Below are 13,239 nucleotides of genomic sequence, written 5' to 3'. Positions count from 1 at the left end.
GCCTCATCGGAAACAACTCTGCCAGATTGGAAACATGACACAACAAATGCGCATCGACGGTCTGCAATACGCCAACTGGTCCGAAACCATCTTTCGCCAAATGCGCGAAGGCGGCGTGGACGCGGTGCATGTGACCATCGCCTACCACGAGACGTTCCGCGAGACGGTGCTGAATTTTGAACGCTGGAACCGCTGGTTTGAACAGTATCCCGACCTGATCCTGAAAGGCCTGACCGCTGCCGATATCGACGTCGCGCGCGAGACGGGGCGGACGGCGATCTTCTTTGGTTTTCAGAATCCCAGCCCCATCGAAGACGATATCGGGCTGGTCGAAATCCTTCACACGCTGGGCGCGCGGTTCATGCAGTTGACCTACAACAACCAATCGCTTCTGGCGACGGGCTGTTACGAGGACGAAGACACCGGCATCACCCGCATGGGGCGGCAGGTCATCAAGGAAATGAACCGGGTTGGTCTGGTGGTTGACATGAGCCATTCGGCGGATCGGTCAACCATTGAGGCCGCCGATATCTCGGAGCGGCCGATTGCGATCACCCATGCCAACCCACATGCGTGGCAACCCGCGCTGCGCAACAAGACCGACGAGGTGATCCGCGCGGTGACGCAAAACGGCGGGATGTTCGGGTTTTCGTTGTATCCGCACCACCTGAAAAACAAATCCGACTGCACGCTGCAGGACTTCTGCGAGATGATCGCGCGGACAGCGGATCAGTTCGGGGTTGATCATCTTGGGATCGGATCAGACCTGTGTCAGGACCAGCCCGACAGCATCGTTGAATGGATGCGCACCGGGCGCTGGACGAAAGAGATCGATTACGGCGAAGGCTCGGCCGCAGCCCCCGGTTTCCCGGCCATGCCCACGTGGTTTCAGGACAACCGCGATTTCGGGAATATCGAACAGGGCTTGCTGGATGTCGGGATGTCTGCTGACGAAGTGGCTGGCGTCATGGGCGGGAACTGGTACCGTTTCTTTGCAGAGAATTTTGGGGGACAGGAATGACACCCGAACCGGCACCCATTCATCGACGTGACCCGGCCCACGTGATGCGGCTGAAGCGGCTGGGATCGTTTCATCAATGTCGGTTGAGCTTTATGCGCGTGCTGACCCGGCGCATGGCGGCGGACAACTGGAGCTTTACGCGCAGGACGTTCGATGTGGATGACCGGGGTGTGGGCCATGCGGTCTATACCGCGCAAGGCCCCGATCGCAGCTATTCGCTGGTGGCGTTTGCCCATGATCTGCCGCCGGAAAAGCGGTCAGACCGGGTGATTGCCGACGCATGGGATGCGACCTTTGCGTTGTTTGATGGCGATCCGACCCCCGACGACATTCAGCGGTTGTCCCGGAATGTTCCGGTGCAGGAGGCTGGTCGCATCTCATCGTCCGAACTGACCCTGTCACGGGCCAACCGGTCGGTGCGGTTGTGGAGCCATGTCGTGGAGGCGCTGGCCTCTGGGCAGCAGCCCGACACCGACCAGATTGATGCGGTGGGATACCTCATGCGCACCACGGCGGTCTACGGGTCTGGCAAGTTTGGTGCCGCTGACCGGGAAACCATCGCGGATCGTGAAGAGCTCGCCGTGCCGTTTCAGGCCGAAATGCTGACCGTCTACCTGATCCGCACATTTGTTCGCGATCTGGTGGAACATATGGCGCGAGTGCAGGGGGGCGCGGATGCGGTTGCGCTGGACCCAAAGATCGCGCGGAGCCTTGGCATCGGCAATTCCACGGGGCTGGGTATGGCCCCGTTTCTGGTCAATCATCCGGTGTTGTTCAACAACTGGATCATGGCGCGCGAAGAGGCAGTTGCGCGGGTGCGCGCGGTTGAGACCGCAACAGCGGAAGACCGGGACATCTTCGCAGATGTTCTGGCACGCAGCAAAAGGTCGGTTGATCTTTGGACGTCGGAACATCCGGCACAAATCCGCAAACTGGACGCGCTGCGTGCGGATATGGACGCGCTTTGCAGGTATGTTGATCAACAGGATCCGGGTGCCCTGTTCCCGTGGGACCGGATCATAACCTGGAGCGAAAGCGCGCTGAGCGAGGAAGGGCAGGAACTGGTCGCGTCGCTGATCCTTGAACCCTATCCCGATCTGGTGGACGGTTTGTCCTGCTGCATGTCAGACACCAACAGCGATGCGTTTCGGATTGACGGGAAGATGCCTGTCGAAGAGGTGAAATCCCTGTTGCAGGCCGCATTTGGCTGGGCGTTTGATCTGGAATGGGACGCGCCCCGGAACTGTGCGCGGGCGTGGTACGTGTCCGAGGAAAAGCTGGAACCACGGTTGGGCGAACGCTTTGAAGAGCCGATTTCGGAGTATGAGCAACCGCTGGCCCCGGCGCGGGACGCGACGCTGGCGTATCAGTCGTTGACGGAATGGCAGGACGACGAGCGGATTGCGGAGTTCCTGTTAAAGCACCCCGAACACCGGCACACGGTGCGTCGCGCGCAGATGTCGTTGGTCGCGCCCTATGGCGAAATCCGCGACAACACCATTTGTCAGACTGTACTGCCCATCGACATGCTGCGCGCCAAACTGTCGTTTTTCGGGGCCACGCATTTTGACCCGCGCTCGGATCGGTGGGTGCGCATCTGCATGTATGCAGGCGCGCCCTATCCCGAGGAATTGACCGGCGATAATGCCGACCGCTGGGTGTATCCGGACATCCCCGGGTGACCTATTCGCTGAACGAAATTGATGCCACAGCCAAGAAGGCGGCGCGTGGAGCGGGGTATTCCTGGGGTGTGGCCGAAGACACGGGCAAAGCGCTGCGGTTTCTGTGCCAGAACGGATTGGACGGATGCGGCGCGCTTGCCGCCTTTCTGGTCGCAACCGATGGCATCGACAAAAGCCAGCTTGCGCCAGAGCGCGACGGAGATATGTGGCGCGCGCAGGGGTCGCGCCTGTGCCCGATCACATTGGGGATCACCGCTGCAGACCGCGCGTATCAGATCGACGATACGCCTTTTCAGGCGGCCGACACGCGGTATCCAGTGCTGATCCTGCCGTTTGCCGCCCTTGTGGCCCGGTCGCTTGGACGCTGTGTTGTGGTGGATTGCGATACGTCACGCATGGCGACAGATGGACGATTGGTCTCGGTTTCGCGGTCCGTTCCAGAAACAGCGGCCAGCGTCACGCTGTCTTGCGGGGACAGGTTGGGACAGCCCAACCCGCAGTTTTCCCGCGCTGTGCCAAAGGACACAGACTGGGCCACGCTCAATGCATTTGCGCACCGCACCTATGCCCCGGCGACCGAAGAAAGCCGCCTGAAAGGCGCGGGTTAAGGTCAGAGCGTGACCGGCTGCCCGGTTTTGCACGACAGGGTTGCTGCATCCGCCAGTTGCTGTGCTTTTAGACCGTCGGTGATGGACGGCGTCATTGGGGTGCTGGAGGTCAGGCAGTCCACGAAATGGGCCAGTTCGGCACGGTAGGCGCTTTCATAGCGTTCCAGAAAGAAATGCATCACGGGTGCTGTCTTGAAACCGCTTTGCGTTGCCGCCTCGACCGTATTTTCATGCACATTCGCCGCGCGCAGCATCCCCTTGGATCCGTGCACTTCGATCCGTTGATCGTACCCATAGGCCGCGCGCCGCGAATTGCTGATCTGGCAGATCTTGCCGCTGGCGGTCGTCAGCGTCACCGCCGCCGTATCCACGTCACCCGCCGCGCCGATGTCGGGATCGACAAGCGCGCTTCCAACGGCAAACACGCTGACCGGGTCTTCGCCCAGCAGGAACCGCGCCATATCAAGATCATGGATCATCATGTCCCGGAAAATACCGCCAGAGCTTTTGATATAGCTGATCGGGGGCGGGGCAGGGTCGCGGGACAGGATTGTGACCAGTTCGGTATCGCCGATCTCGCCGCCGCCCAGCCGCTTTTGCAGGTTGGCAAAACTGGGGTCAAAGCGCCGGTTGAAGGCGGTCATGAACGGCACGCCAGCACCCTCGACCGCTTTGATACAGTCGCGGATGCGATCCGCCGACATATCAATGGGCTTTTCGCAAAAGATTGCCTTGCCTGCCGCAGCGGCTGCATGGATCAAATCGTAATGCGTGTCGGTGGGGGTGCCGATGACAACCGCGTCCACGTCCTTGCTGTTGATGAGCGCGTCGCTGTCCAGCACCTGCGCGCCGGTTTTGGCGGCCAAAGCGTTGGCCGGATCGTCAAACGCGTCGGACACGGCGGTCACGCGCGCGGTGTCGATCTGGCTGGCGGACCGTGCGTGCACAACGCCAATCCGCCCGCATCCCAACAATCCCAGATTAAGCATGTGATGCCCCCTTGAACCCTGTCAGCACGCGCCGTGCGGCGGCGACCATTGGATCATGTGTGTCTTTCAAAATCGCGACGCGGTCAAACCGGGCAGGATCGCTGTTTACAGCAGCGCGCATCGCGTCGCCAAAGGCCATCCGCAATTCCGTTCCGATATTGAATTTGCAGATCGCAGAGCCCTGCGCCAAGCGTCTGCGCTGCTCGACCGGAACGCCCGATCCGCCGTGGATCACCAGTGGCACGGTTGTGACCGCCTCAATCGCACGAATGCGGGGTTCGTCCAGCCCGCCGTCCTTGTCTTCCTGCAGGTGCACGTTGCCCACCGAAATCGCCATCGCATCGACATTGGTTTCAACAGCGAATTGTGCGGCTTCCTTCGGGTCCGTTCCGGCAGATTGTTCGCCGCCGGAATAGCCGACAAACCCGATCTCGCCTTCGCACGAGATGCCAGCCGCATGCGCCATTTCGGCAATGGTGGCGGTTTCGGCGATGTTCTGCGCCAACGGCTTGCGCGACCCGTCAAACATCAGCGATGTGAACCCGCTGTCCAGCGCCTCTTTGCATTCGTCCATCGTATAGCCGTGATCCAGATGCGCCACGACCGGGACAGACGCGTGTTCGGCCAGATGGCGGAACATCTTGCCCAGAATCGGCAGGGGCGTGTGCGCCCGGCAGGACGGTCCGGCCTGCAGGATCACAGGCACGTTTTCCGCCTCGGCTGCCGCCACATAGGCGCGCATGTCTTCCCATCCCAGCGTGACCAACCCGGCCACGGCGTGTCCCTGCTTCAGCGCGGGCTGAAGCACCTCTGCCAGTGTCGCCAGCGTCATTTGAACTTGGCAATCATGTCTTTGATGCCCGGGATCGTTTCGATCTGATAGGCATGTGTCGGTTGGAAATACTGCACAAGGCTGCGCTGGCTCAGGCCGCCAAGAATAGTGAAATAGTACATTTCATAACCCGGCAGAACGGCGCAGGGGTGATACCCCTTGTCGATGCAGATCGTGGAGCCATCCATGATGTGATAGGCATCGCCGGGTTCATTGTCGGCGCGCTGCAGCATCTGAAGGCCGGAGCCGTGTTTCGGACGGAACCGGAAGTTATAGGTCTCGTCGTGCCGCGACTCGTCCGGCAGGCGGTCCGTGTCATGCTTGTGTGACGGGAACCCGGACCAGCCACCTTGCCCAACGGTATAAAGTTCAGACACCAGCAAACGGCCGACCTTGTTGTGCTGTTTCTGCCCTAGGATGTGTTTGATCTTGCGATGCGTTTTGGTGTCGTCCGACCCGTATTGCACAAGGTCCAATTCGGCCACGCGCACATCGAAAGGATCAAGTACCTTGTCGTATTTCGCGCCAGCCACAAACACCTCGGTGTCGTCCGACGTGCAGACCATGCTGACCTTGGCCCCAACCGGCACATAAACGCCCTCGGGCTCCCCATCCCACACGTCTTCGCCCCGGTTTCCCAGCGAGGCAAAGCTCACGCCTTCGACATCGACATCCACGGTTCCGGTCGCGGGAACGACACAGGTCTCATAGCCCGGCACCTGATAGTCAAAGCTTTGCCCCTTCGTCAGCTTGACAATGTTGAAATAGTTCAGCGGAACGGTGGGATCATCTGTATCGACGATGGGCACGTTCTTGTTGTCGTGAGGTGCGATATGCATGGGGTCGTCCTCTTTAGGCCTCGGTCGGGCCGGGATGCGTCTTCAGGAATTCTTCAAGCTGCGCGGCATTCGGCATCGCCGGGGCGCAACCCGGTTTGGACACCACAATCGACGCGCAGGCCGATCCGCGCAGGATGGCGTCTTTGAGCGGGCGGCCTTCGGACAGGCCTGCCAGAAATCCCGCCATGAAACTGTCGCCCGCGCCGGTGGGTTTGACGGCCTCAACCGGGTAAATCCCGGTCTTGATTTCAGCGCCGTCCGCAAAGGTGATCGCACCGAGAGGACCCATCTTGTAGACAACGATCTGCGCGCTGTTCTGGGCAAGGTCGCGGGCTTTGCCCAACCCCTTGTCGGCGTCACCTGCCATAAAGCCAAACTCTTCGTCATTGCCGACAATGATATCCGACATCGCGCCGGCGCGGCTCAGGACATCTGCGGCCACGTCGGGCGACGGCCAGCTATAGGGGCGATAATCCACGTCAAAGATAATTGGCAGTCCCGCCGCCTTGGCCAGTTCAAACGCGCGGAACGTGGCGCTGCGCGACGGTTCGGCGGCAAACACCGTGCCCGCGGTGATCAATGCGCCGAAAGCGCTGTAATCCACCGCTTCGACATCTTCGAGTGACATCTGAAAATCGGCCGCGTTGTTGCGGTAGATGACGGATTGATGGTCGTCGACGCGGGTTTCGTAGACGGCCAAAGAGGTGCGGTATTCGCCCCGCACCCGTTTCACGTAACGCCGGTCAACGCCGTATTGGTCAAGTTGCGTTTCGCAATACCAGCCAATGGCGTCGTCAGACACGCAGGTCACAAGCGACGCGTCACATCCGAACTTGTACAGCCCCGCCGCAATGTTCGCGGATGACCCGCCCATCGCCACCATCATCGTCTCCGCATCGCGGGTGCGGGTGTTGGCAGGGTCGGGCGACAGGTCCATCCCAACGCGACCGATCACCAGGAATTTCCGTTTGGCCAGCGCCTCTTGCAGCATCAGACGCCCTTCCTTTGGCGGGAGCGGCTGCTTTCCCAATCCAGATGGGCATCGCGCACCTTTTGGGACGTGGTGACATGCGGTGTGCCGACCTCCCACCAGGCGTGGCCTTCGGTTGTCCAGCCGTCATAGGCGTCAACGTTCATGACAATCACGGATGTCTTGTCCGCCGCCTGAGCCCGTTTGAACGCCTCGGCCAGCTCTGCCGGGTTTGACACCGTTTCGGCATTGGCCCCCATCGATGCGGCGTGGGCCTCGAAATCGACGGTAAAGGGGGCGGGAACTGTGGGGCAATCGGCGATCAGGTTGTTGAAGCTTTCATTGCCGGTGTTGTTCTGCAGCTTGTTGATCACTGCAAACCCGCCATTGTCCAACACAAGGATGATCAGCTTTTTGCCCGTCAGTACCGACGAATAGATGTCGGAGTTGAGCATCAGGTAAGACCCGTCGCCGCAGAACGAAATGGTGTCGCGATCCGGTTCGCGTTCGGATTGCGCAATCCGCGCGCCCCAGGCCCCGGCGATTTCGTAGCCCATGCAGGAAAAGCCGAATTCCACGTCCACCGTGCCAGTGTCCAGGGTGCGCCAGTTGGCGGTGACTTCGGCAGGCAAGCCGCCCGCCGCCGCAACAATGCGGTCGCGTTTGTCGCAAAGCGCGTTCACCACCCCGATGGCCTGCGCATAGGAATTGGGGCGATTGTCCGCGTAAGCCACGTTGTCAGCGACATAGGCCACCCATTTTTTGCGCTCGTCCTGTGCTGTCGCCACCCAAGCGTCGGGCGCGCGGTAGTCTTTCAGTGCGGACGTCATCTCGATCAGGCTCAGCTTGGCATCCCCAACCACCGGCAAGGACCGATGCTTGGCCGCATCATGACGCGCGGCATTGATCGAAATGAACTGCGCGTCCTGGGCAAAGGCTGTCCATGACCCGGTTGTGAAATCCTGCAGGCGCGTGCCGACTGCAACGATCACGTCGGCCTGTTCGGCAATGGCATTGGCGCTGTCGGATCCTGTCACACCAATCGGCCCGATGTTCAGCGGATGAGTGTCCAGCAGATTGGCGCGGCCCGCGATGGTTTCGACCACCGGGATCTGGTGTGCCTCGGCGAACGTGGTCAGTTCGGCCACCGCGCGCGAATACTGAACACCGCCGCCCGCGATGATCATCGGGCGTTTTGCGGCTTTCAGGCAGGCCACAGCGTCTGCGATCTCGCCTGCATCCGGGGATTGCCGACGAATGCGATGCACCGTCTTTTCAAAGAACACGGCCGGATAATCATAGGTCCAGCCCTGCACATCCTGCGGCAGACCCAGAAAAGCTGGCCCGCAATCGGCCGGGTCCAGCATGGTTGCCAACGCGGCGGGCAGGGATTGGATCACCTGCGCCGGATGGGTGATCCGATCCCAGTAGCGCGTCGCCGGTTTGAAGGCGTCGTTCACGCCAAAGGTGGGGTCGTTGAAATTCTCCATCTGCTGCAAGACCGGGTCGGGCAGTCGGGTCAGGAAGGTATCCCCACACAGCAGCAACATCGGCAGACGGTTCGCATGGGCCAGCGCAGCAGCTGTCAAAAGGTTCGACGTGCCGGGACCCGCAGATGCGGTGCAGAACATGAAGCGCTGACGCAACCATTGCTTGGCATATCCGGCAGCGGCAAAGCCCATGCTTTGTTCATTCTGACCCCGATACAACGGCAGCGCGTCGCGCGTATCATACAGCGCTTCGCCAAGGCACGTCACGTTGCCGTGGCCGAAAATGCCAAATCCACCCCCGCAAACGCGCAGCACCTCGCCGTCCACGTCAATATACTGGTTTTCCAGCCACTTTATGATGGCTTGGGCTGTTGTGAGGGTCAGAGTTTCGGTGGTCATTGGCAGTCACGTCCCTTTACGATTCTTGTCCGGCGGTCATTTCCCGTCTTGAACAGAATGGAATCGCACGATACTAATTTTGCAACCGGTTGCAAACGGAATTTCAAAAAAGACGGGGGCACGCCGCATGGCGGAATTGGGCGTCGGAATAGTGGGCGGTGGATACATGGGCAAGGCGCACGCCGTTGCCATGTCGGCTGTTGGGGCGGTCTTCAACACCACGCTGCGCCCGCGGCTTGAGATGATCTGCGCGTCCAGTGCAGACAGCGCAGAACGGTATCGTGCCGCCTACGGGTTCAGCCGCTGTACCGCGGATTGGCAGGAGCTGGTGAATGACCCCAGGGTTGACGCCGTTGTCATCGCCAGCCCGCAGGAATTTCACCGCGCGATTGCCGAAGCGGCCTTTGCGCTGGGCAAGCCGGTGTTTTGCGAAAAACCCTTGGGCGCGTCGATAGAGGACAGCCGCGCGATGGTGGCGGCTGCAGAGGCGTCGGGTGTGGCAAACATGGTCGGGTTCAACTACATTCGCACCCCCGCCAGCCAATACGCCCGGCGGCTGATTTCCGAGGGTGTGATCGGAGACATCACCTGGTTTCGCGGCGAACATACCGAGGATTTCCTGAGCGACCCGCAGACGCCCGCCAACTGGCGCACCAGCGGCGATGCCAACGGCACGATGGGGGATCTGGCCCCGCATATGATCAATGCCGCGCTGGCGCTGCTGGGGCCGATAGACCGGCTGATCGCGGAGGTCGAAACCGTACATTCCAACCGTCCAAATGGGACGGTGACCAACGACGATCACGGCCAGATGATGTGCCGGTTTGCCCGTGGCGCGATGGGGCAGTTGTACTTCTCGCGCATCGCGACGGGCCGCAAGATGGGCTATGCCTACGAGGTCACGGGCACCAAGGGGGCGATCCGGTTTGATCAGGAAGACCAGAACGCGCTGTGGCTCTATATCGCGGACGGGCCAGAGGCGACCCGGGGCTTCACCAAGATCCTCACCGGCCCGGCGCATCCCGATTACCTGCCGTTCTGCCAGGGGCCGGGACATGGCACGGGCTATCAGGATCAGATCATCATAGAAGCCCGCGATTTTTTGCAGGCCATTGAAACCGGTCAGCCGATTTGGCCCACATTCCATGACGGGATGCTGGTCAACCAGGTGATCGCGGCGGCGATGGCGTCGTCACGTGACAAAACATGGAAAGACGTCAGCGCTTTCTGATTTGGGAAAGGACCCCGATGACACTTCGTATTGGCAATGCGCCCTGTTCCTGGGGCGTGGAATTTGCGGATGATGCCCGCAACCCGAAATGGCAAACCGTGCTGCAAGAATGCGCAGATGCCGGGTATACCGGGATCGAGCTTGGCCCCGTCGGATATATGCCCGAAGACCCGGCTATTCTGGCAGATGCTTTGGCGCAGCATGATCTGGACCTGATTGGCGGCGTGGTGTTCCGTCCCTTCCACGATCCCGCCGCGTGGGACGACGTGATGGACGGCGCGGTGCGGACCTGCAAAGCGCTGGTGGCGCATGGCGCGCAGCACCTGGTGTTGATCGACTCCATTTCAGAACGCCGCGCCCCGACCGCCGGGCGCGCCTCTGAGGCCGAGCAAATGGTCGACGCGGAATGGGGCGCGTTTCGGGATCGGATTGCAACGGTCGCCAAGATGGGGGCCGAAGAGTACGGCCTGACCGTTGGCATTCACGCGCACGCCGCAGGCTTTATGGATTTTGAGCCTGAACTGGAGCGTTTGCTGGATGAAGTGGATGAAAGCATCCTCAAGATCTGTTTTGACACCGGGCACCATTCCTATGCCGGGTTCGATCCTGTTGCGTTCATGAAGCGGCACATGGACCGCATTTCCTACATGCATTTCAAGGACATTGATCCGGTGGTCAAAGCCGATGTGATCGCAAAGCGGACCGGTTTCTACGATGCCTGCGGACAGGGCATTTTCTGCAACCTTGGGCAAGGGGATGTGGACTTCCCCGCAGTGCGGCAACTGTTGCTGGATCATGGATTCGAAGGCTGGTGTACGGTCGAACAGGATTGCGATCCGCTGCTGAACCCCGACACGTTGGGGGATGCGCGGGTGAACCGCGAATACCTTGAATCCATTGGGTTTAACTAAGGGGGGCGGGATCATGGCGAAACTGAATTGGGGCATGATCGGCGGCGGCGAAGGCAGCCAGATCGGACCAGCCCACCGCCTTGGCGCGCAAGCCGATGGCAATTTCGTTCTGGCGGCCGGGGCGCTGGATGTGGATGCGGAAAAGGGCCGCGCCTACGCGCAGTCCCTAGGGGTCGCAGCGGATCGGGCCTATGCCAACTGGCAAGAGATGTTGGACGGCGAAACGGGGCGGGCGGACAGAGTTGATCTTGTCACCGTGGCCACGCCGAACTCCACACATTTCGAGATCACCAAGGCCTTCCTGGAAGCCGGGTTCAACGTGCTGTGCGAAAAGCCGATGACGATGACCGTGGAAGAGGGCGAGGAGATTGTGCGCGTGGCCAAGGCCAGCGGCAAAATCTGCGCGGTCAACTACTGCTATTCGGCCTATCCGATGGTGCGGGAAATGCGGCACATGGTACGGACGGGGCAGATCGGCAAGGTGCGGTTGATCGTTGCGAATTTCAGCCATGGCCATCATGGCGACGCCACCGATGCCGACAATCCACGCGTCCGCTGGCGCTATGACCCGGCAATGGCCGGGGTGTCCGGGCAGTTTGCGGATTGCGGAATCCACGCGATGCATATGGCGAGCTTTATTGCCGATGATCAGGTGCGCAGCCTGTCGGCAGATTTCGCCTCGACGATCCCAAGCCGGGAGCTGGAAGACGACGCGATGGTGAATTTCCGGATGGAGGGCGGCACGGTCGGGCGGCTTTGGACATCGTCCGTCGCCATCGGGCGTCAACACGGGTTCGACATTCAGGTGTTTGGCGAAACCGGCGGCATGCGTTGGGCGTCCGAGCAACCCAATCAAGTGTTCTACACACCTGTGGGCGGGCGCACGCAGATCATGGAAAAAGGCGAAGGCGGGCTGTCCGATGAGGCCACACGTCTGTCGCGCGTGGCGATTGCGCATCCCGAAGGGTTTCCGCTTGCGGTGGCCAATATCTATGTCGATCTGGCCGCCGCAATCAAAGGCGAACGCCGCGATGGGTTGCCGACGGCCGAGGATGGATTGCGGTCGATGGCGGCCGTGTATGCGTCGGTTGGGTCTGCCAAGGACAACGGCGCGTGGGTGGATGCTCGCCCACCCATGTTCCAGTGATCAGGGCAGGGGGCGCAACGTGCCCCTTTCCACGACCGAACAGGCAAAGATACGCGACTCGGGTTGGCGATCCGGGTCATCCAGCAGCGTGACCATGGATTCGATCGAAGACTGCACGATCTGCTGGATTGGTTGGTGAATCGTGGTCAGATCAATGTTCTGCCAACGCGCCATTTCCATATCGTTCAGACCAATGATTCCAATGTCGTCCGGAACCGACAGGCCCGAGTCCTTGATCGCCGACAGCGCGCCAATCGACAGCACGTCATCGCCGCAGAAATAGGCTTCGGCGGGTGGCGCTTGCAGCAACCGCAACATCTCGGCGCGGCCGGCGTCGAATGAATAGGCGTCGGCAAAGGAATGGGTCACTGTAATGTCGGGAACACCGGACAGTTGCTGCATGAAACCCGCGAACCGGTCTTGCGTTGAGGTCGCGCTTTCCGGCCCCCCCAGGAATGCGATGGTCTTGTATCCGCGCGCCAGAAGCGTCCGCGCTGCCATGCGACCGCACTCGACATTGTCGATCCCGATGACATGCACCTGGGGCGAGCTGGAAAAGCGCCCGAAACTGTGGACCACTGGCACGCCCGCATCCCGAAACGCCTTGGCAAAGTTTGGTGGCAGCGTTGATGATGCAACCACCGCGCCGTCCACCGAATACTGCCGCAACATCCGCACCGAGGCGGCGGCGTCGGTTTCGTTTGTCAAGTTGACCAAAAGCGGTCTGAGCCCGCGATCCTGCAATCCGCGCGTGAAAAGGTCAAAGACTTCCAGGAAGATCGGGTTGTGAAAGTTGTTCGACACCAGCCCGATCAGCTTGGTCCGGCCCGTGGTCAGCGACGAGGCCAGCGCATTTGGGCTGTAGCCAAGCTCTGACGCAGCCTTTTCCACCTTGCGGCGCATCTTGCTGGAAACAGATGCACCATCGGTGAACGTTCGTGAAACTGCCGAACGGGAGACACCCGCGCGTTCTGCAACCTCTTTTAACGTAATGGCCATCCTTGATCTGTCCGCATTTTTCCCAACGCGACGCTTCTAACTGATCTGCGTCACCGGAAACAGTGAAATAGAAATTCGAATATTGCAACCGGTTGCAAAAATATTGACCCTGTGCTTTAGT

At 60.5% G+C, this 13,239-nt stretch carries 12 protein-coding genes; 6 read left to right on the top strand and 6 right to left on the bottom strand.

The window, feature by feature from the left end; all coding sequences use genetic code 11:
• Positions 1-46: 46 nt before the first annotated feature.
• From MWU54_RS07285 to MWU54_RS07275, 3 genes are read left to right on the top strand one after another with little or no spacing between them, the layout of a single operon-like run.
• Positions 47-1,021 carry a membrane dipeptidase gene (locus MWU54_RS07285; RefSeq protein WP_247082202.1) on the top strand — a complete coding sequence of 325 codons (975 nt, stop codon included), beginning with the start codon at positions 47-49 and terminating at the stop codon, positions 1,019-1,021.
• The gene (locus tag MWU54_RS07280) at positions 1,018-2,703 is read left to right on the top strand and encodes a hypothetical protein (protein WP_247081773.1); all 1,686 of its coding nucleotides are present in this window, start codon (positions 1,018-1,020) and stop codon (positions 2,701-2,703) included. Before MWU54_RS07285 ends, MWU54_RS07280 begins: the two co-directional genes overlap by 4 nt.
• A complete protein-coding gene (locus MWU54_RS07275; protein ID WP_247081771.1) occupies positions 2,700-3,311 on the top strand; it encodes a DUF3726 domain-containing protein in 612 nt (203 codons plus the stop codon). The genes MWU54_RS07280 and MWU54_RS07275 overlap by 4 nt, the downstream gene beginning before the upstream one ends.
• Before the next feature lie 2 nt (positions 3,312-3,313).
• Here MWU54_RS07275 and iolG read toward each other — a convergent pair whose 3' ends face one another.
• The 5 genes from iolG to iolD are packed head-to-tail and all read right to left on the bottom strand — an operon-like array spanning position 3,314 to position 8,830.
• The gene (gene iolG / locus MWU54_RS07270; RefSeq protein WP_247081768.1) at positions 3,314-4,300 is read right to left on the bottom strand and encodes an inositol 2-dehydrogenase; all 987 of its coding nucleotides are present in this window, start codon (positions 4,298-4,300) and stop codon (positions 3,314-3,316) included.
• A complete protein-coding gene (locus tag MWU54_RS07265) occupies positions 4,293-5,132 on the bottom strand; it encodes a class II fructose-bisphosphate aldolase (protein WP_247081766.1) in 840 nt (279 codons plus the stop codon). The genes iolG and MWU54_RS07265 overlap by 8 nt, the downstream gene beginning before the upstream one ends.
• Positions 5,129-5,971 (bottom strand): 5-deoxy-glucuronate isomerase, encoded by an 843-nt coding sequence (locus MWU54_RS07260; protein WP_247081764.1) that lies wholly within the window; start codon positions 5,969-5,971, stop codon positions 5,129-5,131. The genes MWU54_RS07265 and MWU54_RS07260 overlap by 4 nt, the downstream gene beginning before the upstream one ends.
• 13 nt (positions 5,972-5,984) lie before the next feature.
• Complete coding sequence (gene iolC, locus MWU54_RS07255; RefSeq protein ID WP_247081762.1) at positions 5,985-6,962, bottom strand: 5-dehydro-2-deoxygluconokinase; 978 nt, start codon at positions 6,960-6,962, stop codon at positions 5,985-5,987.
• On the bottom strand, positions 6,962-8,830 hold the full coding sequence (gene iolD, locus MWU54_RS07250; RefSeq protein WP_247081760.1) for a 3D-(3,5/4)-trihydroxycyclohexane-1,2-dione acylhydrolase (decyclizing): 1,869 nt from the start codon (positions 8,828-8,830) through the stop codon (positions 6,962-6,964). The genes iolC and iolD overlap by 1 nt, the downstream gene beginning before the upstream one ends.
• A 127-nt stretch (positions 8,831-8,957) precedes the next feature.
• Here iolD and MWU54_RS07245 point away from each other — a divergent pair, with 127 nt between their 5' ends.
• Genes MWU54_RS07245 through MWU54_RS07235 form a run of 3 tightly spaced genes read left to right on the top strand, consistent with a single transcriptional unit; the run spans position 8,958 to position 12,119 of the window.
• Positions 8,958-10,061 carry a Gfo/Idh/MocA family oxidoreductase gene (locus MWU54_RS07245; RefSeq protein ID WP_247081757.1) on the top strand — a complete coding sequence of 368 codons (1,104 nt, stop codon included), beginning with the start codon at positions 8,958-8,960 and terminating at the stop codon, positions 10,059-10,061.
• Positions 10,062-10,078: 17 nt separating this feature from the next.
• Positions 10,079-10,972, top strand: a complete 894-nt coding sequence (locus tag MWU54_RS07240; RefSeq protein ID WP_247081755.1) for a TIM barrel protein — start codon at positions 10,079-10,081, stop codon at positions 10,970-10,972.
• 13 nt (positions 10,973-10,985) lie between these two features.
• Positions 10,986-12,119, top strand: coding sequence for a Gfo/Idh/MocA family oxidoreductase (locus tag MWU54_RS07235; protein WP_247081754.1), 1,134 nt, complete (start codon positions 10,986-10,988; stop codon positions 12,117-12,119).
• Here MWU54_RS07235 and MWU54_RS07230 read toward each other — a convergent pair whose 3' ends face one another.
• Positions 12,120-13,118 carry a LacI family DNA-binding transcriptional regulator gene (locus tag MWU54_RS07230; protein ID WP_247081752.1) on the bottom strand — a complete coding sequence of 333 codons (999 nt, stop codon included), beginning with the start codon at positions 13,116-13,118 and terminating at the stop codon, positions 12,120-12,122.
• Between the last annotated feature and the right edge of the window lie 121 nt (positions 13,119-13,239).

The organism is Marivita sp. S6314 (assembly GCF_023015985.1).
Lineage (GTDB): Bacteria > Pseudomonadota > Alphaproteobacteria > Rhodobacterales > Rhodobacteraceae > Marivita.
The sequence above is the reverse complement of the archived record's forward strand: the minus strand, read 5'-3'. Positions and strand labels throughout refer to the sequence as shown.